Source organism: Pseudomonas sp. NFX183, assembly GCF_047943075.1.
In the GTDB taxonomy this organism is placed as follows: Bacteria; Pseudomonadota; Gammaproteobacteria; order Pseudomonadales; family Pseudomonadaceae; genus Aquipseudomonas.
The window spans coordinates 1,783,482-1,807,046 of sequence record NZ_CP181333.1; the positions used below are offsets into that span (position 1 = coordinate 1,783,482).

19 protein-coding genes and 1 tRNA gene are annotated in these 23,565 nt (G+C 59.9%); 10 read left to right on the forward strand and 10 right to left on the reverse strand.

Annotation, left to right across the window (positions count from 1 at the left end; all coding sequences use genetic code 11):
• Nucleotides 1-99: 99 nt before the first annotated feature.
• Complete coding sequence (gene bcsQ / locus ACM530_RS08350; RefSeq protein ID WP_242198717.1) at nucleotides 100-1,005, reverse strand: cellulose biosynthesis protein BcsQ; 906 nt, start codon at nucleotides 1,003-1,005, stop codon at nucleotides 100-102.
• A 185-nt stretch (nucleotides 1,006-1,190) separates the two neighbouring features.
• Nucleotides 1,191-2,057 (reverse strand): cellulose biosynthesis protein BcsQ, encoded by an 867-nt coding sequence (gene bcsQ / locus ACM530_RS08355; protein WP_416364572.1) that lies wholly within the window; start codon nucleotides 2,055-2,057, stop codon nucleotides 1,191-1,193.
• A gap of 435 nt (nucleotides 2,058-2,492) precedes the next feature.
• On the opposite strand from bcsQ (ACM530_RS08355), the gene ACM530_RS08360 reads away from it, so the two are divergent.
• The 3 genes from ACM530_RS08360 to ACM530_RS08370 all read left to right on the forward strand — a co-directional run bounded on the left by ACM530_RS08360 (nucleotide 2,493) and on the right by ACM530_RS08370 (nucleotide 4,240).
• A complete protein-coding gene (locus ACM530_RS08360) occupies nucleotides 2,493-2,726 on the forward strand; it encodes a DUF2790 domain-containing protein (RefSeq protein WP_416364573.1) in 234 nt (77 codons plus the stop codon).
• Between the two features lie 127 nt (nucleotides 2,727-2,853).
• A tRNA-Thr gene (locus ACM530_RS08365) sits at nucleotides 2,854-2,929 on the forward strand.
• A 291-nt stretch (nucleotides 2,930-3,220) separates the two neighbouring features.
• A complete protein-coding gene (locus tag ACM530_RS08370) occupies nucleotides 3,221-4,240 on the forward strand; it encodes an acyltransferase family protein (RefSeq protein ID WP_416364574.1) in 1,020 nt (339 codons plus the stop codon).
• Nucleotides 4,241-4,462: 222 nt separating this feature from the next.
• Here ACM530_RS08370 and ACM530_RS08375 read toward each other — a convergent pair whose 3' ends face one another.
• The gene (locus ACM530_RS08375; RefSeq protein WP_416364575.1) at nucleotides 4,463-4,585 is read right to left on the reverse strand and encodes a hypothetical protein; all 123 of its coding nucleotides are present in this window, start codon (nucleotides 4,583-4,585) and stop codon (nucleotides 4,463-4,465) included.
• 202 nt (nucleotides 4,586-4,787) lie between these two features.
• Here ACM530_RS08375 and ACM530_RS08380 point away from each other — a divergent pair, with 202 nt between their 5' ends.
• The gene (locus tag ACM530_RS08380) at nucleotides 4,788-6,917 is read left to right on the forward strand and encodes a M48 family metallopeptidase (RefSeq protein WP_416364576.1); all 2,130 of its coding nucleotides are present in this window, start codon (nucleotides 4,788-4,790) and stop codon (nucleotides 6,915-6,917) included.
• A 73-nt stretch (nucleotides 6,918-6,990) separates the two neighbouring features.
• Here ACM530_RS08380 and ACM530_RS08385 read toward each other — a convergent pair whose 3' ends face one another.
• The gene (locus tag ACM530_RS08385) at nucleotides 6,991-8,307 is read right to left on the reverse strand and encodes an OprD family porin (RefSeq protein WP_106577437.1); all 1,317 of its coding nucleotides are present in this window, start codon (nucleotides 8,305-8,307) and stop codon (nucleotides 6,991-6,993) included.
• Nucleotides 8,308-8,717: 410 nt separating this feature from the next.
• On the opposite strand from ACM530_RS08385, the gene ACM530_RS08390 reads away from it, so the two are divergent.
• Nucleotides 8,718-10,805: a TonB-dependent receptor gene (locus ACM530_RS08390; RefSeq protein ID WP_416364577.1), complete on the forward strand. Its 2,088-nt coding sequence runs from the start codon at nucleotides 8,718-8,720 to the stop codon at nucleotides 10,803-10,805.
• An 83-nt stretch (nucleotides 10,806-10,888) separates the two neighbouring features.
• On the opposite strand, the gene ACM530_RS08395 is transcribed toward ACM530_RS08390, so the two are convergent.
• From ACM530_RS08395 to ACM530_RS08405, 3 genes are all read right to left on the reverse strand, one after another.
• A complete protein-coding gene (locus ACM530_RS08395) occupies nucleotides 10,889-11,101 on the reverse strand; it encodes a hypothetical protein (RefSeq protein ID WP_145159843.1) in 213 nt (70 codons plus the stop codon).
• 234 nt (nucleotides 11,102-11,335) lie between these two features.
• Nucleotides 11,336-12,442 (reverse strand): agmatine deiminase, encoded by a 1,107-nt coding sequence (aguA, locus tag ACM530_RS08400; protein ID WP_416364578.1) that lies wholly within the window; start codon nucleotides 12,440-12,442, stop codon nucleotides 11,336-11,338.
• A 117-nt stretch (nucleotides 12,443-12,559) separates the two neighbouring features.
• Nucleotides 12,560-15,466 (reverse strand): aminotransferase, encoded by a 2,907-nt coding sequence (locus ACM530_RS08405; RefSeq protein WP_416364579.1) that lies wholly within the window; start codon nucleotides 15,464-15,466, stop codon nucleotides 12,560-12,562.
• A 151-nt stretch (nucleotides 15,467-15,617) separates the two neighbouring features.
• Between ACM530_RS08405 and rfbB the strand changes: the two genes are divergently transcribed.
• The 4 genes from rfbB (at nucleotide 15,618) to ACM530_RS08425 (ending at nucleotide 20,434) form a co-directional block, all read left to right on the forward strand.
• Nucleotides 15,618-16,700: a dTDP-glucose 4,6-dehydratase gene (gene rfbB / locus ACM530_RS08410; protein ID WP_145159837.1), complete on the forward strand. Its 1,083-nt coding sequence runs from the start codon at nucleotides 15,618-15,620 to the stop codon at nucleotides 16,698-16,700.
• 61 nt (nucleotides 16,701-16,761) lie between these two features.
• Entirely contained in the window at nucleotides 16,762-18,570 is a 1,809-nt protein-coding gene (locus ACM530_RS08415; RefSeq protein WP_262208090.1) for a sensor histidine kinase, read from the forward strand.
• Nucleotides 18,567-19,952, forward strand: a complete 1,386-nt coding sequence (locus ACM530_RS08420) for a sigma-54-dependent transcriptional regulator (RefSeq protein WP_404486359.1) — start codon at nucleotides 18,567-18,569, stop codon at nucleotides 19,950-19,952. The genes ACM530_RS08415 and ACM530_RS08420 overlap by 4 nt, the downstream gene beginning before the upstream one ends.
• A 26-nt stretch (nucleotides 19,953-19,978) precedes the next feature.
• Nucleotides 19,979-20,434: a thioesterase domain-containing protein gene (locus ACM530_RS08425; RefSeq protein ID WP_416364580.1), complete on the forward strand. Its 456-nt coding sequence runs from the start codon at nucleotides 19,979-19,981 to the stop codon at nucleotides 20,432-20,434.
• A gap of 346 nt (nucleotides 20,435-20,780) precedes the next feature.
• On the opposite strand, the gene cysQ is transcribed toward ACM530_RS08425, so the two are convergent.
• Complete coding sequence (cysQ, locus tag ACM530_RS08430; RefSeq protein WP_145159830.1) at nucleotides 20,781-21,617, reverse strand: 3'(2'),5'-bisphosphate nucleotidase CysQ; 837 nt, start codon at nucleotides 21,615-21,617, stop codon at nucleotides 20,781-20,783.
• Nucleotides 21,614-22,180 (reverse strand): ADP compounds hydrolase NudE, encoded by a 567-nt coding sequence (gene nudE / locus ACM530_RS08435; RefSeq protein WP_106577427.1) that lies wholly within the window; start codon nucleotides 22,178-22,180, stop codon nucleotides 21,614-21,616. The genes cysQ and nudE overlap by 4 nt, the downstream gene beginning before the upstream one ends.
• Nucleotides 22,181-22,267: 87 nt before the next feature.
• Here nudE and yrfG point away from each other — a divergent pair, with 87 nt between their 5' ends.
• Nucleotides 22,268-22,930, forward strand: a complete 663-nt coding sequence (gene yrfG / locus ACM530_RS08440; protein ID WP_416364581.1) for a GMP/IMP nucleotidase — start codon at nucleotides 22,268-22,270, stop codon at nucleotides 22,928-22,930.
• A gap of 139 nt (nucleotides 22,931-23,069) precedes the next feature.
• Here the strand turns inward: yrfG and lysM are convergent, their stop codons facing one another.
• The gene (gene lysM / locus ACM530_RS08445; RefSeq protein WP_242198684.1) at nucleotides 23,070-23,510 is read right to left on the reverse strand and encodes a peptidoglycan-binding protein LysM; all 441 of its coding nucleotides are present in this window, start codon (nucleotides 23,508-23,510) and stop codon (nucleotides 23,070-23,072) included.
• Between the last annotated feature and the right edge of the window lie 55 nt (nucleotides 23,511-23,565).

Genomic DNA, 23,565 nt, shown 5'->3' on the forward strand with positions numbered 1-23,565 from the left:
TGCAGCGTGTTGAGAACGGCTCCGCAAAATGGCTGTTTCGTGACACGCACGACCAACCGATTGTGCATAAGCATCTGGCGTAACGCGTATAAACCACGCTTAAGCCGTTCTTTTGGGCGCCTTCAACAGCTGGCAAATTTCGTTGATATCGTCGCTGGCCAGGTGTTTCGCAACGTTATCCAACGGGTCGGCAGCAAACGCCAGCGCCTCGTTGATCGCCATGTCACGGTGAACCTCCAGCGGAGCCTTGCCGAGGTGCTGTTTGAAGGCCTCAACCATGTCCAGGCTGAAAGCATTGCTCTCATCCACCTGATTGACCACCACATGCACGGCAGGCGGGCGTTCACCGGCAAGGTGCGGCGCAAGCAATACATCCAAGTGATCGAGCGTGCCAAGGCACGCGGCATCCGCCTGCACAATCACCAACACCACGTCGGCAACGTTCAGCGCTTGATGAAAGTAGACGTTGTTGCCAGCTGGCGTATCGATGATCACCGTTTGCCGCTCGCTCAGGCCCAGCGATAGGAGACGTTGAGCCAGCCAGGTCGGCTCGTGTTTGAGCCAGCGCTCGAGATTTTCCTGCTGCTGAACATCGATATCGCCAAAGGTAAGCACTTGGCAACCGGCGAAACCGAGCTGTTGCAACGGGCTCCACTGCCCATGCTCCAGGCTGGTGCGGCCGATACCGGGAAGCGCCGCACTGACGCCAAAGTGATGGTGCAAGGCGTTCTGCGGGTCCAGGTCCAGCGCCACTACTGATTCGCCATGACGCTGCAGGCCGCTGCTCAGGGCTGTGGCCAAGGTGCTTCGGCCGACACCCCCATTCATCGACACCAGCGCGACGATTTTCGGGCGCAGTGCTGCCAGATCAACGGCGTGAGCGTGTGCGTGGGGGGATGGGTCAGCAGGCACGCTGCCGAAAAAGTGCATGCGCGCATTGATGCCTTGGGCATCGTGGGTGACGTTTTTGCCGAACAACGTCAAAAGCTCTTCACTCAGGCTCATGGCCTACTCCTCACGACGCATCGTAAAGACGTGAAGTTCGGCAAGCAGGCACTTACCGCAGGTCTTATTATTGGCGTCTTAGTGACGCATTCTGTGACAGGTGTGGCGAAGTGTCATTATTTTGATGTTTTGACTGGGTGTTTTTTAGACAAACGGTAAATAGTCAAATAAATGGCCGTTCGCCTTTAGCGCATTCTCGCGCTCAACGCCCGACACAGCGCATTCACGTCTTGGCATCCGGCGCTATCAAGCACGGGGTCGAGCGGGTCTCGCCCGTAAGCCTGCGCCTCGCTGAACGAGGGATCGCGTTGAACCGTGCCCAACACGGCATCACCCAGGCGCAATTTGAAAACGCCCGCCATGTCCTGGCTGAACGCGTGACCGCCGTCCACCTGATTGATCACGTAAAACCGTTGAGGCGGCGATTCACTTGCAAGGTAGGGCGCGAGTACTTCGTCCATCTTGGCCAATCGGCGAAACGAAGCCGCGTCCGGCTGAACCACCACCAGCACCGCATCCGCCACCGACATTGCCTGGCCGAGATACACCGTGTTGCCCGCAGGGACGTCGATGACCACCGTGTCCTGGCAATTGAGCCCGAGGCCGGCCAAACGCTTGCCGAGAAATTCGAGATCCTGCCCCAGCCAACGATTCAGGCTTTGTTGCTGCACGGCGTCGGTTTCACCAAAGCTGACCAGCCGGCACCCGGCAAACCCTCTTTTGGGCAAGGCTTGCCAGGTTTGATTGAGCAAGCTGGTCGCCCCAAGGCCAGGCAGATCAAACCCCGGGCACAAGTGATGACGCAGCGCGTCTTGCGGGTCCAGGTCCAGCGCCAGCGCTGGATGCCCCTGACGCTGCAAACCGCTGGCAAGCGCGGCGGCCAACGTGCTGCGCCCCACGCCGCCGGTAGCAGAAACCACAACCACCACCTTGGGCGCCGAGGCGTGCGAATACACCTCGCCGCCCGGGCTTTCTACTACTTGGGGTGGGGGAACAGAAGCGGCCGTGCCTTGGTTCAAATGATCCAGCAAACGCTGTAAAGGCTCGGCCACCGAGGGCTCGCGCAAAGAGGGTTCAGCCAGCGCGGTGTAAAGTTTTGAAATGTGATCTGCACGCCCCACTGACTGCTCCTCCCGTTCTAATCGCCGATCAATTAAGGCGCGCATTGTGTGATATCACACTGATGGTGTCAGTATTTTGGTGTTTGTAACAAATTTTTTTCAGATGAGCGGCATGGCGCCATTTTTATGGCTTTAAGCCAATATCTAAATATTTCTTTTTAAATCAACTAACTAAAAATTATTTGTGTGTTTTTTGATCATTTTTTATTTCACGTCAAACGCTCTCAAGCCTCTTTCGTATCAGCGAGTACATAAACCTCAGGCCAACACATAACGAGACAAAACCAAAGCTGCGAGACACAGCCCAGATACCTGCAAGGCATTCAATGACCTCAGCCCACCATTGACGCCCCAGAGGACAGCACCATGACCCCGCACAACTGGAGACACTGCGTCGCCTTAGGCCTGCTTGCCTTGACCTTCGGCGCCCATGCCCACGCAAGTCAAAAGCCGGACATCCAGCGCGCATTGTCAACCACCGAAGACGCCCGCTCAGGCTGCGGCGTAGTGAATGCACGAATGAGCTACCTGGATTCGAAAGACCGGACACAGGTGTTGGAGTACATGAAATTTACCGACACTTGCGGGGACGGAAATTGAGGCTGATTTGAGGCCCCGCAGACGACGAAAAAGCAGTGATCGCAAAAAAACCTTCGCCTCTGCAAAAATAGTCAGAATTCAGGGGTTTACAGATGCTTGCCAATCGCTATAATCGTCGCCCTAACACGCCGGTATAGCTCAGTTGGTAGAGCAACTGACTTGTAATCAGTAGGTCCCGGGTTCGACTCCTGGTGCCGGCACCATATAAGACGAAGCCCTCACAGCAATGTGAGGGCTTTGTTGTTTCTGGCGTAAGCATCAGCGCCCTCGCTACACACAGCTGGCCACATCGACTGTGATGTCGTTCGTCTCTGCGCTCATTCGTGCCCTCGCCCTTGGCTGAGGCCTCCCCCCTATCAATAGCTTTTGGGCCGGCTGAAAAACGACTTTGCCCTACCGAATGATTGATGGAGAATGCGCCACGGCAAGGAACGCTGCACTTGAGCGGCCCGTCATGCACACATTTCATCATTCAATTACCAACGGAGCGGTGCGTGATTAATCGCGACAATTCATTCGACCTGATCAGGCACCTAGCGGCGCTGGCAGTTCTTGTAAGCCACCACTACGTACTTTCCGGCCAGCAAGAACCCATGTTGCAGGGCTACAACTCGTTAGGGGCGATTGCCGTATTGGCATTCTTCGCCATATCCGGCTTCCTCATCACTCAAAGCTTTCTAAATACTCGCAGCTTCTACCACTACATGGAGAAGCGAATCGCGCGAATTTTTCCTGCCTTGATCGCCTGTGCATTTGTGATGGTGTACCTCTGCGGGCCTGCATTCAGCAAAAACGGTTGGGGCTATGCATTCAGCCTGGAGTCGTTGACAGACTTTTTGAAAGTGTCGGCGTTTGGCCGCGCGGACATAGGCGACATTACCAGCACCTTCATATTTAAAGATTCGTTCAACGGAAGCTTGTGGTCGCTGAAAATTGAGTTTGGCTGCTACGTGCTGCTCGCGTTGGCGCTGCTGGTATTGCGCAGGGCAGCCGTGCCGCTGATCATCGCACTTGCCTTTTGCATAACCACCTATTTATGCAGCACGTCAACACACCCGATGGCGCCGAAGCTACTGGTGTACTCAACCGTCGGGATTGCATTCTTCGTAGGGTCTTCGCTGTATTTCTATCGAGCTGCATTCAGCAGCGCAAAAGCGAAACTATTGATCGGCATTCTGTCGGCGGCACTTATTCTGGTCTCCCTGAACACGCCGTTGGTTATGGTGTTTGCAAGTATCGGGGTAAGTCTTCTGGTGCTGTCACTTGGGACGTTGTGCAAAGATCGAATCATTAAATCTCGATTCGATATTTCGTATGGGATGTATCTCTACGCCTTCCCCGTGCAGCAACTCATGATCAATACGACGGCACTGAGCTTCTACGCTTCAATGCTGGCAACTGCGGCAGTTGTGATCGTGCTGGCCACCTTGTCGTGGCTGTTTATCGAGAAGCCTGCACTGAACTATGTGCATCGAAAGTCCCGACACCAGGAAAGCGCTGCAACAATGGCGTAGAGCAGTTTCATGCCGTGATGAACCTCGCGGAGTGTTGCCTGGCGGTCTCGACACGGCTGACGCTCGGCTGCGAACTCAGCGACCGAGCCTGAGAACCCGATTTTGAGGCAGGCGCGAAAAGCGCCACGCAGTCGTTAAGTCAACGAACGTGATAGCTCTCATTCGATAGGGGAGTCTCACCAATAACTGCAACAAATCCGCCCGTATTAACCTCCCCAGTCGTCACGCCTTGGTGATGGTAAAGGCGGTGAAGGTGTTGGAGTCGCCCTGCCATGCTGGGCAATAGGGTGTGAATGTGGTGGCCGGGGCGCTATCGCGGGTGATGCGCAGGCTGACAAAGGGCATGGCAGTGGCTCCAGTAGCCGGCCGTCGAGGTGATGGGCGGGCAAGTGGGGCTAATTTAGGCGTGCGCCTGATAGGGATAAAGGTGGGCTGGAGTACTTCATTAGTGACGCGGTGTAACAGATGCATGAGGTAATACCTTCATGTATCTCGCCTGACGCTTTTTTCGGTATAACCGACACCTCTGCGTTGTGAACGGACTTCCATGAACGCCCTGAAACTGATCTGCCTGCTCGTCATCTTTCCCCTATTGCTCGCCGCCCTCGGTGGCTGGGAGCGCCAGCGTGCCGCCGACGCGACCACGGACATCATCGTTTACAGCGCCAAGGTGAACGCTGCCAAACAGCAGTTGCAGGCGCTGGCGGCGCGAAATCCAGCGGCGCTGGTCGACCTGGGCAAAGAGAAAATCAGCGTGCAACTGGCGCTCTCACGCCTGGACAACGTTGAATCCGAGCTGCCGACTGCTCATCGCGTAAACCGCGCCCTGCGCGAACTGGCACCGTGGGTGATCGGCCTGGGGTTGCTCGCGGCGTGCATCGGCCTGGCCGCGCTGGCCGGCACCCAGTGGGCAGGGCAACGCGCGCAGCAGTCGCGGGAGAAATTGCTGCAGGTGTTCTCCCTGGGCAGCCGGCTGTTGCCCTACGGGCTGGTGAGCCATGTGGTGGCAATGGCCGCGACGTTGGCGTTGGTGCTGATTTATGAAGGCCTGGCGATGTGGCATGTGGGACGCCTGGGCAGCGGCGAAGTCAAGTTGATGGCAACACTGGGTGTGTTGGCCGCCTTCAGTGTGTATTCAATCTGGTCGCTGCTTAAACAACTGCGCAACATGCTGGGGATGTTCAAGCCCGAACCGTTGCAGATGTTCGGGCAGGTCATTACACCGCAGCAGGCACCCGGGTTATGGCGCCACGTACGCGAACTGGCCGGCCAACTGGGTGCATTGGCGCCGGACCATATTGTGGTGAGCCTGGCCCAGGGCTTTTACGTGACCTCCAGCGAAGCCAATGTAATGCCCGCCGAAACGCGATTGAGCGGGCGCACCCTGCATGTGCCGTTGCTGCACCTGGGCCTGCTGAACCGCGAAGAAATCGGCGCGGTGATCGGCCACGAGCTGGCGCACTTTGTGGGTGAGGACACCGAGTACAGCCTGCATTTTCTGCCGATCTACGACGGCGTCGACCGCAGCCTGCGGGCACTGCTGGAAACCATGCAGGCCAGCGACCTGATCCAGGGTTGGCTCATGCGCCCTTCGTTCATGTTCGGCCTGTTTTTCATGCAGCGGTTCGATCACGCAGTGAATCACTGGAGCCGAGAACGCGAGTTACTGGCGGACGCTGCCGGCGCGCGATTGGTGGGCAATGCGGCGGCGGCCTCGGCGTTGTTGCGAATCTCGGTACTGCATGCCCACATCGAGCAGGCTTTGCTGACGCTCTGTGACACGGCCACAGAGGATGACTTGCCCGGCGCGGTGCTGACCGCATTGCGCGACACACCCTTGCAGCTGCCGCCCGAAGCGCTGGACATTCACCAACCGCACCCGACCGACTCTCACCCATCAAATGGCGAACGCTTGCAAGCCTTACAAGTGCACGTGGAAGACGCCGTGCACCGCGCCACGCGTGCGGTGGATGTAGACGCTGCGAATGCGCAGATCGATGCGTGTTTCAGCGCTCCGCTTAGCGTGCGAGTACAACTTTCCCGCGATCTGAACGCGCTGGCAGAGGCCGAAAACACTGAGCAAACCGAGCTGTTGGAAAGCATGGTCACGTCCACTACAGGCGAATGCTCGCTGCATGAAGGCGGCCGGTGGCGCGGCACGCTGATGGCGGTGTTGGCAGTGCCGTTTGTGTTGCTGGGGTTGGCCATCATGAGTCGGCCCTGGCTTTCCCCGGAAAAATTGAAAGGCACCCCGCTGTCGGCCGTGGGCGCCGGCGCGGCGATCGGCAGCATCGCGCTGATCTTTTTATGGATGGGCATCCGCCGCTTCAAGCGCGCACCGCAAACCGCGCTGCGTCTGACGCCGGAGCATTTTGTGTTCGCCAATCTGACGCACCCCTTGCCCATCGAACACATCGCCGATGTCAGCCTGCAATTTGCCCAAGGCGTGTGGGTCACGGTAGAACTGACGCCCGAAGCGCCATTACCCGAGCGACGTAAAACCGCGTTCGGCGTACCTGGAGCGCGGGTCAACAAGAAGAAACGCCAAGTGCTGCTGCAGATGGCGCAACTGTGCATCGATAACCAGAAAATCGAGCCCTACGAAGGGTTGGCGATGATGCTCAACTACCTGAATGCCTCACTCGCCCGCAAAATTTTGCACAGCCGCCAAGACTGAAGTGCAGGCATAAAAAAACCCCGAACCAGTCGGGGTTTTTGATCGCCTAAAATCAGGCGCGACGCCGAATCAATTAGAAAACGTTGATCGGGTAATCGGCGAACAGACGGATTTCGTTACCGCCTACGTTGTAGTTGCTGGCGTTGCTGGAGACGCGCAACCAGGACGCACGAGCGCGCAGGCTCAGGTCTTTGGCTGGGCCGCTTTGAACGACGTATTTGAACTGGTTGAAGATTTCACGCTCGGTGCCACTGCCGCGGTTGGAACCGTCGTCAATGTTGGTGCCGCGCACGTAAGCAATGTTGTAGGTCAGGCCAGGCACGCCGAAGGCGCTGAAGTCCAGGCCGTAGCCTGCTTGCCAGGAGCGCTCGTCCTTACCGTTGAAGTCGGACCAGTAGGAGTTGGCCAGCAAGATGGTGTTGCCGCCATCGCCGATGCCGCCAGCGTTGCGGTAGCCGCCGTACAGATAACCGGTGTCGCCGGTGCTGCGCTGGTGAGCAACGGTGAAGCTGTGCGGGCCAACCGCCCAGGTCGCGCCCAGGCTCCAGATTTTGTTGTCGCGGGCGTCGGCGTCACCTTGGTTTTCCAGGGCGAAGCTCTTGTCCAGCTTGGTTTTGTAGCCGTTGAAGTCGAAGGTCAACGATTGCTTCTCTGGCAGGGCCAGTACGTAGTTGACGTTGACGTATTGCTTCTTCAGCACGTCTTGCATGTCGGAGGCGTACAGCGCGGCCGACAGGCTTTCGGTGAATTTGTAGCTACCACCGATGTAATCAATGCTTTTCAGGCGACCGCTGTCGGTGCCTTCGGCGCTCTTGCGCGCTTCCTTGGTGAAGTGACCAGCGTCCAGTTGCAGGCCGGCGATCTCTTTGGAAACGATCGAGGTACCCGTGTAGGTTTCCGACAACAGGCGGGAGTTGTCGTACTGCAGAACAGGGACTGCCGGGAACTGATCACCGTACTTCAGCACAGTGTTGGAAACCCGGAATTTGACGGCTGCGCCGCCCTTGGCCAAATCGTCGGCCGGTGCGCCGTTGCGAGTGGTGCCATCCGCGCGCGTGGTGGCTGCGCCTTCTTTAAAGAAGTCGATACCGCCCGCGCCAGCGCGGCCTCGGCCACCATCCAGGCGAATGGCGTATTGGCCGATCACGTCCACACCCACACCGACGGTGCCTTGGGTGAAGCCGGATTCGAACTTACCGATGAAGCCCTGGCCCCACTCGGCTTTGTCTTGCTTGCCGTTTTTGTAGTCACGGCTGATGTAGGCATTACGTGCTGCGATGTTCAGGTGGCTGTCGTCAACAAAACCCTTGGATTGCTCCTGGTCGTTTGCCATTGCCTGAGTAGCGCTCAAAATCCCCAGAGCGATCAGACCCATCCGTTGCTTCAACATTTCTTATATTCCTTATTACTGGTTGAGTACGCGCTGTGACACCAGGCTCCGTGTCGCTTTTCTGGTGTCGACTTTTTCCGGAAAAAACAAAGCCCGCGGACGACTGAACTGCCGCGGGCCTTTTTTTATTGGATAAGTCATGGCGGTTAGCCACAGGCGTTGGGCGCAATCCTATGCGCGCGTTGAACTATGTGTCAATTTCGTGAATCGTCTGTATTTAGGCGAAATAATTCTAAGCAACGGCCTACAGCGCCTGCATGAAAGACAGAAAATCACTCAGAACCGCAAAAAAAACACATCGAGTAACACTTTCCAGAGCCTACATTTTTGGGAATGCATAACGCGCGCAAATGCAAAGCATTACCATTAACGCGCACATTCCTTCCCGAACTTTTTGGATAGATTCCTTCATGCCTGTCTCTCGCCTGACGCCCATCACTCTTGGGCTTTCTGCTCTGCTGTCTGCTGGTTTTGCCTGCGCCGCCACGATTTTGCCGGAAACCTCGATCAGCACCGAAGTTGACGAAGACGACCCACGCGTCAAAGAGACCCACACCGCCACCCGCACTGCCACGTCTGTGCGTTATGTGCCGCAGGCCATCGATTCGGTAAAAACCGAAACCCTGCGCGCCTACGGCACCAACGATCTGGGCCAGGCGTTAAGCGGCATTCCCAACGTGAGCAGCGGCGCCGACACGCGCTTTGACAGCCTGCGCATTCGTGGTTTCGACGCAAGCAACGACTTCTACCTGGACGGCATTCGCGACGACAGCCAGTACGTGCGCGACCTGCATAACATCGAACGCATTGAGGTGCTCAAAGGCCCGGCAGCCGTGCTGTACGGGCGCGGCGGTCAGGGCGGGATCGTCAACCGCGTGAGCAAATTGCCCACCGCGGGTCACACCTCCAGCATCGAAGCCCAGGGCGGCAGCGATGATTTGCGCAGCCTGTATGCCGACCTCAGCACCGACCCCACAGACGACATCAGCCTGCGCCTGAACATGGGCAACCAGGACAACAACAGTTTCCGCGACGGCGTCAGTGGCAATCGCCAGCTGTTTGCGCCGTCGATGAGCTGGCAACTGACGCCCGACCTCAATTGGCTGGTGCAATACGAATACAGCCGCTACAACCGCACGCCGGACCGCGGTATTCCCGGGGTCAACGGGCGCCCGGCAGACGTGAGCCGTAGCGCCACCTATTTTGATAGCCGCGATTACATCGACGACAAGTCTCAGTCCCTGCGCTCCAGGCTCGCTTATGAACTCAACGCCAACTGGCAACTGCGCCACACCTTGGGCGTGTTCAAGCTCGACAGCGATTTCGACAACACCTACCAGACCGGCTACGACCCGAAAACCAACAGGGTCACGCGCCAGCGCTGGCAGCAGGATTTGACCACCCGCAACGTTTTCAACAACCTCGAGCTGGAAGGCGCTTTCGACACCTTCGGCCTGGAGCACCGCCTGCTCACCGGCCTGGAGCTGGGCAGCCAGCGCCGCGACCCGAAGCTGTATACCGCCACCGCCGTCAACCGTGGCGGCCAAGCCGTGCCGAGCCTGGATCTCAACCAGCCCAACCGCCACCTGAGCCACAACGGGCCGATGAGTCTTTCAAGTTACAACCACACGGAAGTCGAAAGTCGCGCCGTGTACGTGCAGGACCAACTGCGCCTCAACGACCAATGGCAACTGCTGGCTGGCCTGCGGTATGACCATTTCGAAGTGGACACCACCAGCAAGGTGCTCAACACCCGCCAAGCTGTCGATAGCCGAAGCGCCAGCCCGCGCGTCGGCCTGGTATGGACGCCGCTGGAACGTCACTCGTTTTATGCCTCGTGGAGCAAAACCTTCTCCCCTGCGGGCGGTGGCCTGATCGGTATCACGCCCAATGCCGCTGGCAGCGTCAACGACCTGAGCCCCGAACTGACCAAACAGAAGGAAATCGGCGTGAAGAGCGATTGGCTCGACGACCGCCTGAGCACCACCCTCGCCGTGTACGAGCTTGAGCTTTATAACCGCCGCACCAGCGACCCGCTCGACCGTACCATCACCTTGCTCACCGGCATGCAACGCTCGCGCGGTGTGGAACTGACGGCCGCCGGCAAGCTCGTCGGCAATTGGTATGTGCGTGGTGGCATCGGCCTGCAGGATGCCAAAGTCGAGAAGGACAACAATGGCTTTGAAGGCAAGCGCATCAGCGATGTGGCCAAGCGCAATGCCAGCCTGTTTATCACCTGGAAACCCGAGATGGGCTGGTATGCCGAAACCGGTCTGACCCTGGTGGGTGACCGTTACGCCGACAACCTCAACACTGTGGCGCTGCCAGGTTATGGGCGGTGGGACGCATTGGCCGGGTTCCGCCAGAAGCAATGGGACCTACGCGCGGCGCTGAACAATATTGCCGACAAACACTATTACGCTTCGGCCACCAGTGCGGCGCAGATCCAGCCGGGCGAGCCACGTAGCCTGGTTGTAACGGGCACCTACAGTTTCTAAAACCTGACACCCTCATGTACGAGCGGGCTTGGCCGCGATGCCATCGCAGGCAAGCCCGCTGCCACCATTGATCTCAGTGCCCTTCAGTTTTTCAACAATTCACACAACGCGCGCACTTCATCCTCACTGAACAGCCCCGCCGGATAACGTTCACTCATCACACGGCGCAAGTCAGCGTGCCTGACCCGCCGCGAGCTGTTTGCCTTCAACCAGAGCGCCAACGCATGGATCGCATCACCGTTGACCCGCGTGGGGTGGAACGGACGCGTGTAGATCAGGTTGATATCGGCATTCATTTCAGCGCTCTCTCCTACTGCGTGAGCGGCTAACTTACTCAAGGTTTGTGACAGAACTGCGCAGTCATCGCCTCGAGTCACTGTGACCACACCGATACAAGAGCTATGCCAATGTCCCGTATTTATAGGCATTCGGATACAAAAAAGCCCGCGGCCGTGCAGGGCCGCGGGCTTGCTATCAGCGCTATGAACGGGTACTGCCGCGCTGTTGCTCAGACGCTGTTACAACTGCACTCAGTTTTTGTGCGGCGCCGGCTGTTGTTGGGTCAGGCAATGGATATTGCCGCCACCCAGTAACAGTTCGCGCCCCGGCACCATCACCACTTCGTGCTGCGGGAACAGGTTCTGCAGAATCTGCTTGGCCTGACTGTCCAGCGGGTCGTCGAAGCTTGGCGCGATGATGCCGCCGTTGACGATCAGGAAGTTCACGTAGGAACCGGCCAACCGCACGCTCGGGTTACGTTCCTGGCTACCGTCCACCGAGTCGACGCCCGCGCACTCTTCTTCAGTGGCATACAGCGGCCCCGGGATCGGCATTTTATGCACTATGAATGCGCGCCCCTGGGCGTCAGTGCTGCTTTGCAGCACATCCATGGCAGCGTGGCAGCGCGCGTAGTTCGGGTCTTGCGGGTCGTCGGTCCACGCCAGCAGCACTTCGCCTGGGCGCACATAGCAGCAGAAGTTATCCACATGGCCATCGGTTTCGTCATTGAACAGACCGTCCGGCAACCAGATGATCTTATCCACAGCCAGATTGGCGCTGAGCACCGCTTCGATGGCCGCGCGATCCAGGTGCGGGTTGCGATTGCGGTTCAACAGGCATTCTTCGGTGGTGATCAACGTGCCTTCGCCGTCCACATGGATCGAGCCACCTTCCAGCACGAAGCCTTCGGTGCGGTAGCGCGGCGCACGTTCGATCTCGAGAATCTTGCCGCCCACCTGCGAGTCACGGTTCCACGGCGCGTACAGACCACCGTCGAAACCGCCCCAAGCATTGAAATCCCAGTTCACGCCGCGCACTTCGCCGCTGTTGTTGATCACGAAGGTCGGGCCGGTGTCGCGCACCCAAGCGTCATCGCTGGACATTTCCACCACGCGAATATTCGGCACGTCCAACCGTGCGCGCGCGTTTTCGTATTGCCTGGCCGAAACACCCACCGTCACCGGCTCAAAGCGCGCGATGGCCTTGGCCACAGCCACGTGCGCGGCCTGCGCGGGCTTACCGCCCAGGCGCCAGTTGTCCGGGCGCTCAGGCCAGATCATCCAGGTTTGAGTCTGTGGAGCCCATTCGGCGGGCATGTAGAAGCCATCGGCGCGAGGTGTGCTGTGCAGGGTGGTCATGGCGTTCAGGGCTCCGAATGGGGTGAAGACCGACTTTATAACGGATAAAAATCGGCTTTAAAAGGGAAAAAAGACGATAAACAGAAAGCAATACAGCAGATAACCGATAACAATCGACTATTGCAATTGTTCATCCAGCACCTTCGACAGCATGTCGACGAAGAAGTCCACGCTGCGTTTGGACGTGACCATCGGCGGCTTGATCTTGAGGATATTGAGGTAGTCACCCGTAGGCTGCATGAAAATCCCCAGCTCCCGTAACCGGTCACACAGCAACGCCGTTTCTTCGGTGGCCGGTTCCAGGGTGAGGCGGTCACGCACCAACTCCAGCCCCAGATAGAAGCCGGAGCCATGAACAGCGCCGACCAGCGGGTGACGATCAATCAACTGCTCCAAGCGCGCCTTGAAATGCCCGCCCACCACCTGGGCGTTTTCCCACAGCTTTTCTTCCTGCATCACGTCCAGCACGGCCATGCCGATCTGACAGCTGACCGGGCTGCCCCCCGACGACGAGAAGAAATACCCTTCGGCCTCCAGCGCCTCGGCAATTTCGCGCCGGGTGATCACCGCGCCCAACGGTTGGCCGTTCCCCATGCCCTTGGCCATGGTGATGATGTCCGGCACCACGCCCTGCTCTTCAAAACCCCAGAAAAAATGGCCCATGCGCCCATAACCCACCTGCACCTCATCGGCGATGCACACGCCGCCCTGGGCGCGCACCCGCGCGTAGACCTGCTGCAAATAACCCGGCGGCAGGGAAATGCCCCCCGCATTGCCGTAGACCGGCTCGCATATGAACCCTGCCAACTGGCGTTTACTCGCGCCGATTTTCGCCAGGTTGTGCTCCACGCTTCGCACGTAATCCGGCGTACTGTCCTGCCCACGGAACTCGCCGCGATAGGTGTTCGGCGCGGTCACCGGGTGCACCCAGTCCGGGCGGCTGCTCAACGCCTGCGGGTTGTCGGCAATCGAGGTCGACACCGCATCCGCCGCCACCGACCAGCCGTGGTACGCCTCCAGCACGCTGAGCATGTCGCGCCCGCCGCTGTAGGCCCAGGCCAGGCGAATCGCCAGGTCATTGGCCTCGGTGCCGCTGTTGACCAGAAACACTCGGTCCATGCCCTCTGGCGCCAATGCCAGCAAACGCTCGGAAAACTCGGCAATCGCCGCATAGTGAAAGCGCGAATTGGTGTTGAGCAGCGACCATTGCCGCGCCGCCACCGCCGCCATGCGCGGGTGGCCATGGCCCAGCACGGCGACGTTGTTGAGCATGTCCAGGTACGAACGGCCCTGCATGTCGATCAGGTGGTTGCGCCAGCCGCGCTCGATGCGCGGCGGGTCGACGTAATAGTGCTTCTGCGAGCGAGCGAAGCTGGCATCCCGACGTGCCAGCAGAGCTTCGCGGTCCAGTTCCGGCTCGGCATCACAGGCCACCCCCAGCAACGTGGCCGGCGACGGACAGAGGGCTTGCCACGCCGGCGCCCTGGACGGCGTGCAGAACAACGGCGGCTCGAGCTCGGCACGGCATAACTGTACGGTGAGCGGGGCGTGCACCTCACCGAGCAGTTGCCCCTTCACCAGCACCGAGCCCGGTTTCAATGCGGTTTTCACGCCGCCGACACGCAGGCTCAGTTGAGCGTCATGCAAGCACAGCAGACCGTCGTCGCCTTGGCGCAACGTACCGCCAAAGGGCGCTTCCAATACGGTGCCGTGAGGCAGATGCAACTCCACGTGAAGCGGGAAAGTCTGCGGCTCGACGGCACTGTCGGCGCGCGTTCGCGACAACCGGTATTGCCCATACCGGCTGGCCGCCAGCCCATGCACGGTCGCCGCTTCATCCAGCAACCGGCGGTCTATGCCGGGCAACTCCCAATTGCCGGCCTCGAAATGCGGGCTGAGTACACCCAGGTCGATCAGCGCAAACTCACGTCCCACAAGGCCCGGCAGCAACGGTGCGAAGTCTTGGTCGGCCATCGGCGGCAACGCTTCTGCGACACAGCTGAGGATCGCCGCCTCCATCAGCGCATACGGCACCGAGGTCGCCACATGAAAAATTTCCCACTCGTGCTCGGCATTTTTCAGCAGGTAAGTGTTGTCAGGATCAAGGCGTTGCTGCTGTTCGCTGCTGAGCACCAGCACCGCCGCGCGCGCCACAATCAGCGGCCATAACGCCTGTAATTCCTCGCGCTGCAATGGCGTCACCGCGTGGCAGGCCTGGATCGCCGGCAGGATGGCAAAGGGGTCTCCATCGGCATGGTGCAACAGCGCCGCGCAGGTCACCGACAGGTCGGCAATGCGCCAAGTGCGCACCAAATCGCCGAAATCAATCACGCCCTGGACCTGCCAATGCCGCTGGGCGTCGCGCTGCCAGACGACGTTGTCATCGGTGATGTCCAGATGTACGGCTTGCCACGGCAGGTGATCGACCAAAGGCTGAAGGCGCGCGTGTACGTGGTTGGCCGCGCGCTCGATGGCGTCGCGGTGCGGCAGGTTATCCAGGTTGGCCAGCAGGTGCGTGATCAGTGCATGGGCGTGGCGCGGGTCCCATTGCAACGTGCGGTCCAGGCCCGGGTGCTCGAAATGCTCCAGTGCGCGGCTGACCTGTCCACACAACTCACCAAAGCCTGCGATCACGTCACGGCCCAGGTGCGGCAGCTGCGTCAGGGGCTGGCCGTCAATATAGTCCAGCAACCGCAGGTGCACGGTTTGCCCACCCACGGTGACGGTCAGCAGGTCTTCCCCGGTCAGTGCGCGGTTCACCTTGGGCACGCGCACGTGCGCTTGCAGGTCATTGAGGGCGGCGTGCTGGGCCTGCAGTTCAACGGCAGCGTAATCGCCACGGCAGATCTTCAGAACAAAGCGGCCACGCTCGCTGTCAACTCGGTAATTGAGGTCTTGTTGGCTGCCCAGCGACTGCAACGCGCCCGTCAAACCGTAATGTTGCTCGAGCAATTGCGCGGCTTGATCGGCGCTTATTTGTGGGCAAGGCAAACTGGCACGATGGATCAATGTGGCGAGCAACATTGTGGTGACCTCTGCTTTTTCAGGCGCCTATATCGCCATTGTTCGGGGCCGTTAATCAACCCCTCACGCATACCGGGCTTGCGCCGTCCCGATTCACAACTCAAGCTATGCCAACTTCGCCAAGTCTTCGTCTAAGGAAAAGGCCCTCGACATGCGTATTCTCATCACCGGCGGTGCCGGTTTTATCGGTTCCGCCCTGGTTCGTCACCTGATTCAAAACACCGAGCACGAAGTGCTCAACCTGGACAAACTCACCTACGCAGGCAACCTGGAATCGCTGACCAGCATTGCGTCCAATAGCCGCTATGAGTTCGTGCAGGCCGATATCATCGACCAGGCCGCGGTCAGCGCCGTGATTGCGCGCTTTGAGCCTCAGGCAATCATGCACCTGGCGGCCGAGTCGCATGTCGACCGCTCCATTGATGGCCCGTCGGATTTTATCCAGACCAACATCGTCGGCACCTACAGCCTGCTGGAAGCCACTCGCGCTTACTGGCAAACGCTGGAAGAGCCGGCCAAGAGCGCGTTTCGCTTTCACCACATCTCTACCGATGAGGTTTATGGCGACCTGCACGGCGTGGACGACCTGTTCACTGAAACCACGCCTTACGCGCCCAGCTCGCCGTACTCGGCCAGCAAGGCGGCGTCCGACCACCTGGTCCGCGCGTGGCAGCGCACTTACGGTTTGCCGGTGCTGCTGACCAACTGCTCGAACAACTACGGGCCGTTCCACTTCCCCGAAAAGCTGATCCCGCTGGTCATCCTCAACGCCCTCGCCGGCAAGCCACTGCCGGTCTACGGTGATGGCTTGCAAGTGCGCGACTGGCTGTTCGTCGAAGATCACGCTCGCGCGCTGTTCAAAGTGGTTACCGAAGGTGTGGTGGGCGAGACCTACAACATCGGCGGTCACAACGAGCAGAAGAATATCGACGTGGTACGTGGCATTTGTGGCCTGCTCGAAGAACTGGCACCCAATCGCCCGGCGGGCGTGGAAAAATTCACCGACCTGATCACTTTCGTCAAGGATCGCCCGGGCCACGATCAGCGCTATGCGATCGATGCCAGCAAGATCGAGCACGAACTGGGTTGGGTGCCCGAAGAAACCTTCGAAACCGGCCTGCGCAAAACGGTGCAGTGGTACCTCGACAACCTCGACTGGTGCCGCCGCGTCCAGGACGGCAGCTATCAAGGTGAGCGCCTGGGTAACACCGAGCCAAAAGACCTGATCGCATAACAACAGCATCACGCACCACAGCTAGGCATAATGCGCCTGTCCCCACAGGCGCATGATTCCCATGACTCCACCCCTTCCGCGAAGACCCCGCTGGCGCAGCCTCGCCCTGTTGGCGTTGTGCCTGGCACCGCTGCTGTGGCCGCTGGAACACCTGGCCGAGCGTTATTACGGCAGCGAACTGGCCAGTCAAAACCGCCAGACCCTCGACCTCTACGTCGCCAACCTGCTCGGCACCCTGCACCGCTATGAAGTGCTGCCCCAGATTCTGGGTGACTTGCCGGCCTTGCGCACCGCGCTGGATGCGCCCGATGTCAGCACCAACCTGGTCAACGCCAACCTGTTGCTCAAGAACGTCGCCGCCCAGGCCGGGGTGGAAGTGATGTACCTGATGGACACCACCGGCAAAACGCTCGCCGCCTCCAACTGGGACAAGCAGGACAGCTTTGTCGGGCGCAATTTCTCGTTTCGCCCCTATTTCAGCGAAGCCATGGCCGGGCGCTTGGGCCGGTTTTTCGGCCTGGGCACCACGTCGGCCAAACGCGGCTACTTCTTCGCCGCCGCCGTGCGCGATGGCGACAAAATCATCGGCGTGCTGGTGGTCAAGGTCGACCTGGACCATACCGAAAGCCTGTGGGGCAAAACCCCGGAACAACTGCTGGTGACGGACCACAACGGCGTGGTGATCCTTACCTCGCGCCCGCAATGGCGATTCCGTGCGACACGGCCGCTGACTGCCGAAGAGCGCCAAGCCATCATCGCGATCCAGCCCTACCCAACGCGCGACCCACAGCCGCTGGCCTTGAGTACGACGGCGTGGCTGCGCCAATCCTCGGCCATTGCCGAAACCGGCTGGACGGTGGAAATTCTGGCGCCGCGCTCGCTGATCAATCGCCCGGTGCGCACGGTGGTGGCGGTCGGCGGCGCCACGTTGCTGGTACTGATGCTGCTGCTGGGCTTGATGATGCAGCGCCGTCGCCATTATCTGGAACGCATCGCGTTTGAAGCCAAGGCGCGCCGCGAACTGGAAGCCCGCGTGATCGAGCGCACCAGCGACCTTGAAGGCCTCAACCGGCGTCTGAAGCAGGAAGTGCTTGAGCGCGAACACGCCCAGCAGGAGCTGGTTCGCGCCCAGGACGACCTGGTGCAAGCCGGCAAACTGTCAGCGTTGGGGACCATGTCGGCGAGCATCAGCCACGAACTCAATCAACCGCTCGCGGCGATTCGCAGCTATGCAGAAAACGCCGAGATCCTGCTCGACCACGAGCGCACCAATGACGCCCGCGGCAATCTCAAACTGATCAGCGAACTGACCGGGCGCATGGCCTCGATCATCGCGCATCTGCGCGCGTTCGCCCGTCGCGACCGCCACGCACCGGAAAGCGTGGCCCTGCAACCGGCGCTGGACGATGCACTGGCGTTACTGGCCAAGCGGCGACGCTCGATGGAAGTCGAGCTGATCCGTGATTTGCCAGAAGCAACCCTGTGGGTACAAGCCGGCGAAACCCGTCTGCGCCAGGTACTCGGCAACTTGCTGGCTAACGCCCTCGACGCCCTTACCGAAAAAGGCCCGCCGCGCAAACTCTGGTTGAGTGCCCAAACCACCGAACAGGGCGTCAACCTGTACATTCGCGACAACGGTCCAGGCTTTTGCATGGAAGCCCTGGGCCGCGCCAGCGAGCCGTTCTACACAACCAAGACGCGCACCCAGGGCCTTGGGTTGGGGCTGGCAATTTGTGACACGTTGATGCGTGCCTTTGGCGGCGAATTGCTGTTTGCCAACCACAAGGAAGGCGGCGCGCTGTTAACCTTGAAATTGCGTGCCGGCTCGCCGGGCGTCAGTCTTCAACCGTCCGAGGACCGCAGTGTATGAGTATCGATAACCAGATTCAGGTGGTGTTGATCGACGACGATCCACACCTGCGTCAGGCCCTGTGCCAGACCCTGGACCTGGCCGGGCTGAACGTCCTGACCCTGGGCGAAGCCACCGGCCTCACTGCGCGCCTGTCGCGGGACTGGCCGGGCGTGGTGGTCAGCGACATCCGCATGCCCGGCATGGACGGCCTGGAGTTGCTCGCCGAACTGCACGGCCAAGACCCGGAACTGCCAGTACTGTTGATCACCGGCCACGGCGACGTGCCGCTGGCGGTGCAAGCCATGCGGGCCGGCGCCTATGACTTTCTTGAAAAACCCTTCGCCAGCGATGCCCTGCTCGACAGCGTGCGCCGCGCCCTGGCCCTGCGCCGCCTGGTGCTGGACAACCGCAGCCTGCGCCTGGCCCTCAGTGACCGTCAGCAATTGAGCACGCGCCTGGTCGGGCATTCGCCACAAATGCTGCGCCTGCGCGAGCAGATCGGCGCCCTGGCCGCGACCCGCGCCGACGTGCTGATCCTCGGCGAAACCGGCGCCGGCAAAGAGGTGGTGGCGCGTGCGCTGCACGACCTGTCTAGCCGACGCAGCGGGCCGTTTGTGGCGATCAATGCCGGCGCCCTGGCGGAATCGGTGGTCGAGAGCGAGCTGTTCGGCCATGAGCCGGGGGCATTTACCGGCGCGCAGAAACGCCGTATCGGCAAATTCGAATTCGCCAACGGCGGCACGCTGTTTCTCGATGAAATCGAAAGCATGAGCCTGGACGTGCAGGTCAAGCTGTTGCGCCTGCTGCAGGAGCGCGTGGTGGAACGCCTGGGGGGCAATCAACTGATCCCGCTGGATATCCGCATCATCGCTGCCACCAAGGAAGACCTGCGCCAGGCTGCCGATCAGGGTCGCTTTCGCGCCGACTTGTATTACCGCCTCAATGTCGCACCGCTGCGCATTCCACCGTTGCGCGAGCGCGGCGAGGATGCCTTGATGCTGTTTCAACACTTTGCCGACGAGGCCAGCAGCCGTCACGGCCTGCCGCTTAACGAGCTGCAACCGGGCCAGCGCGCGCTGCTGCTGCGCCATAGCTGGCCCGGCAATGTGCGCGAACTGCAGAATGCGGCAGAACGCTTTGCCCTGGGGCTCGAGCTGGCACTGGACGCGACGGCGGACAACCCTGCCGCTGGCGTCCTGACCTCCACGCCGGGCGGTCTGAGCGAACAAGTCGAGCAGTTCGAAAAAAGCCTGATCGCCGCTGAACTGACCCGCCCTCACAGTTCGGTGCGCAGCCTCGCCGAAGCCTTGGGCATACCGCGCAAAACCCTGCACGACAAACTGCGCAAGCACGGCCTGAACTTCGCCGACAGCGCCAGCCACAGCGCCGACGACGAATGACCCCGCCCACTCGCCAAGAGGCCGCCATGAGCCGCGACAGCCGTTACCTGGAATCCATCCTGCACCACGACATCCCGCTTACCCGAGAAATGGGCCTCAAAGTGCTCGACTGGCAAAACGGCCAGTTGCAGCTGCACCTGCCCTTGCAAGCCAATATCAACCACAAGAGCACCATGTTCGGCGGCAGCCTGTATTGCGGCGCCGTGCTGGCGGGCTGGGGCTGGCTGCACCTGCAATTGCGCGAAGAAGGCATAGATGACGGGCATATCGTGATTCAGGAAGGGCAGATCAGCTATCCGCTGCCCGTCACACGGGATGCGACGGTGGTGTGCCGGGCGCCGGAGGAGAAGGTGTGGAAGCGTTTTGTGGCGACGTATAACCGTTATGGTCGCGCGCGGCTGACGCTGGAGACGTGGATTGTGAATGAGGGGAGTGAGGAGCGCGCGGTGGCGTTTACTGGCCAGTACGTTTTGCACCGTTAACCGCCACACCCCAAAAAATATGAGAGCTGGATTACCACGGTATCTACACAATCTCGAATAGCGACACCACCCTCCGTGGCGAGCGGGCTTGCCCCGCGTTGGGTTGCGAAGCAGCCCCAATAAGAACACCGCGCTCTGCTGACAGACCGCCGTTTCAGGTTTTAGGGCCGCTTCGCAGCCCAACGCGGGGCAAGCCCGCTCGCCACGAAAGGTCGCCTGCTACCTATTTTGCGGTTATCGGAAGTTATGTAGATACGCTGCGATAGCGGTCTGACAGTCACAGCGTTGGTGGCTGATCTATTGAAATCGCAGGCAAGCCAGCTCCCACATTGAATCTACGCCGGGCTCAAGATCTCGCCAGGGTCAGCAGGCGCTCCCGCCATGCGGCCTTGGCCGGCAGCGCCAAAAAGAACGGGTTCAACAACGACTCACGCGCCGGATAGCTGAACGGCTCACCACTCAACTCCAACACCTCGCCGCCCGCGCCTTCCAACACGCCCTGGGCCGCTGCGGTGTCCCACTGCGACGTCGGCGCCAAACGTGGGTAGCAATCGGCACTGCCTTCGGCCAACAGGCAGAATTTCAGCGAGCTGCCGATATTCGCCAGCTTCAACGCTCCCAGGCCTTCGCTCAAACCGTGCAGCAGGCGCTCCTGCTCAGGGCTGCTGTGGCGACGGCTGGCCACTACGGTGAAGGCTTCACCCGCTGCCGGCGTCTGGCGTACCTGAATCTGCTTGGGTGCTTCGTTCACATCAGAACGCCACGCCCCCAGCCCCGCGCCACCGAAGTAGCAACGGCCACTGGTGGGCATCGATACCACGCCAAACACCACGCGGCCTTGTTCGATCAAGGCGATATTGACGGTGAACTCTTCGCTGCCAGAGATAAATTCCTTGGTGCCATCCAGCGGGTCAACCAGCCACCAGCGCTGCCAACCCGCACGCACACTTTGGTCGATATCCGCGTCTTCTTCGGACAGCACCGGAATGCTCGGGTCGAGCGCGGTAAGGCCGGCGAGAATCAGATGGTGGGCGGCCAGGTCCGCTGCCGTCACCGGCGAGTCATCCGACTTGGAGGTGACCGCCACGTCGGCGCGCCAATACGGCAGGATCACTTCACCGGCCTGACGGGCCAGCTCAATCACAGGGGCAATAAACGGGTGGCCTAAAAACAGTTCGCTCATGCGATAAACGCTCCACGCTGGGTCAACAGGTCTCGTACCAGATACAGCGCCGCCAGGGCGCGCCCCTCGCTGAACTGCTCATTTTGCGCAAGCTGCGACAGCTCGCGCAGGTTAACCCGATCAACCCGCATAGGCTCAGGCTCATCGCCTTCCAGGCGCTCTTCGTACAGATCGGTGGCCAACACCACCTGGATTTTCTGGCTCATGTAGCCGGGCGACAACGACAGCTCGGTGATGTGTTCCAACTGACGCGCGCCATAACCGGCCTCTTCCTTGAGTTCACGGTTGGCCGCCGCCAGTACGTCTTCGCCGGGCTCGATCAGCCCCTTGGGCAACGACACCTCATATTCATCGGTGCCGCCGCAATACTCTTCCACCAGCAACGCATGATCGTCGTCAATCATCGCCACGATCATCACCGCGCCGTAGCCGGCACCGCGGCCTACCAGGCGCTCGTAGGTCCGTTCAACGCCATTGGAAAAGCGCAATTGCACTTCCTCCACGCGGAACAAACGGCTACTGGCGACTATTTCGCGGGCGAGGACGGTGGGTTTCTGGCGCATAAGCGGCTCCTTGGCGTGATCGGGTTACTATACCGTGGCTTTTCCGATTGTCTGTGTCGGATATCTTTACTTACATGAGAACGCCCCATGCCCTCTTTGCCCTGGCACGCCATCGACACCGTCCTGCTGGACATGGACGGCACCTTGCTCGACCTGCATTTCGACAACCATTTCTGGATGGAGCACCTGCCCCAGCGCTACGCCGAGCTGCACGGCGTGAGCCGCGCCATGGCCGATATGGAATTGCAGCCACTGTTCGAGCGTAAGGCGGGACAGTTGCAATGGTATTGCCTGGATTTCTGGAGCACGGAGCTGAATATTCCGGTGCGCGAACTCAAGTTGGAAACGGCCCACCTGATTGCCCTGCGCCCGGACGCGGATACCTTTCTGGCGGCGATCAAACAGGCCGGCAAGCGCGTGATTCTGATCACCAACGCGCATCGTGATTCGCTGTCTTTGAAGTTGGAACGCATTGAACTGGCGCCGTATTTCGAGCGGTTGATCAGCTCCCATGACTATGGTTTTCCCAAGGAAGACCCACAATTCTGGGCAGCCCTGCACGCCGACATCCACTTCGACCCGGCCCGCAGCCTGTTTATCGATGACACCTTGCCGATCCTGCGCAGCGCGCGCGATTTTGGCGTGGGGCACCTGCTGGCAGTGAAAGAACCGGACAGCAAGAAGGGGCCAAAGGACACGGCAGAGTTTGCGGCGGTGGGGGATTACCGGGATCTGATCGCCGGGCTCTAATCAAAAGTGGGAGCGGCCTTGTGTGGGCGCCGGGCTTGCCCGCGATATCGGCACCTCGGTTTATCAATGACACCGAGGTGATGCTATCGCAGGCAAGCCAGCTCCCACACAAACCCGCTCCCACCGTTGGGCCCGCGTATTACTCAGGAATGCGCAGTGTCTGCCCTGGGTAAATTTTGTTCACATCTTTGAGCAATGGCTTGTTGGCCTCAAAGATCTTGTTGTACTGGTTGGCGTTGCCGTACACCGCCAGGGAAATCGCGCTCAGCGTATCGCCCTTTTTCACGACGACGAAACGGGCAGCTGTCACAGCCGGGCCGGTCACGGTGATCTGGTCTTCTACACTGCCAACACCTGCGATGTTGCCTGCAGCCAGGATGATTTTTTCTTTCTCTTCCTGAGTGGCAACTTCACCCTTCACGGTGACCTTGTCGCCATCAACGGTTGCGGTGATATTCGGGTTTCCGAGCCCGACATCGCTGATGTGCTTTTTCAACTCATCACTTGCGTTGGCGTTACCCGGCGTCAACAGGTCAATAAGCTTCTCGCCTGCTTCCTTAACAAAGCTAAAAATACTCATGGTGCGCTCTCCTTGGGTTTTTAAGTTCCAGATGCCCAAGACTAGACCAGTCCTG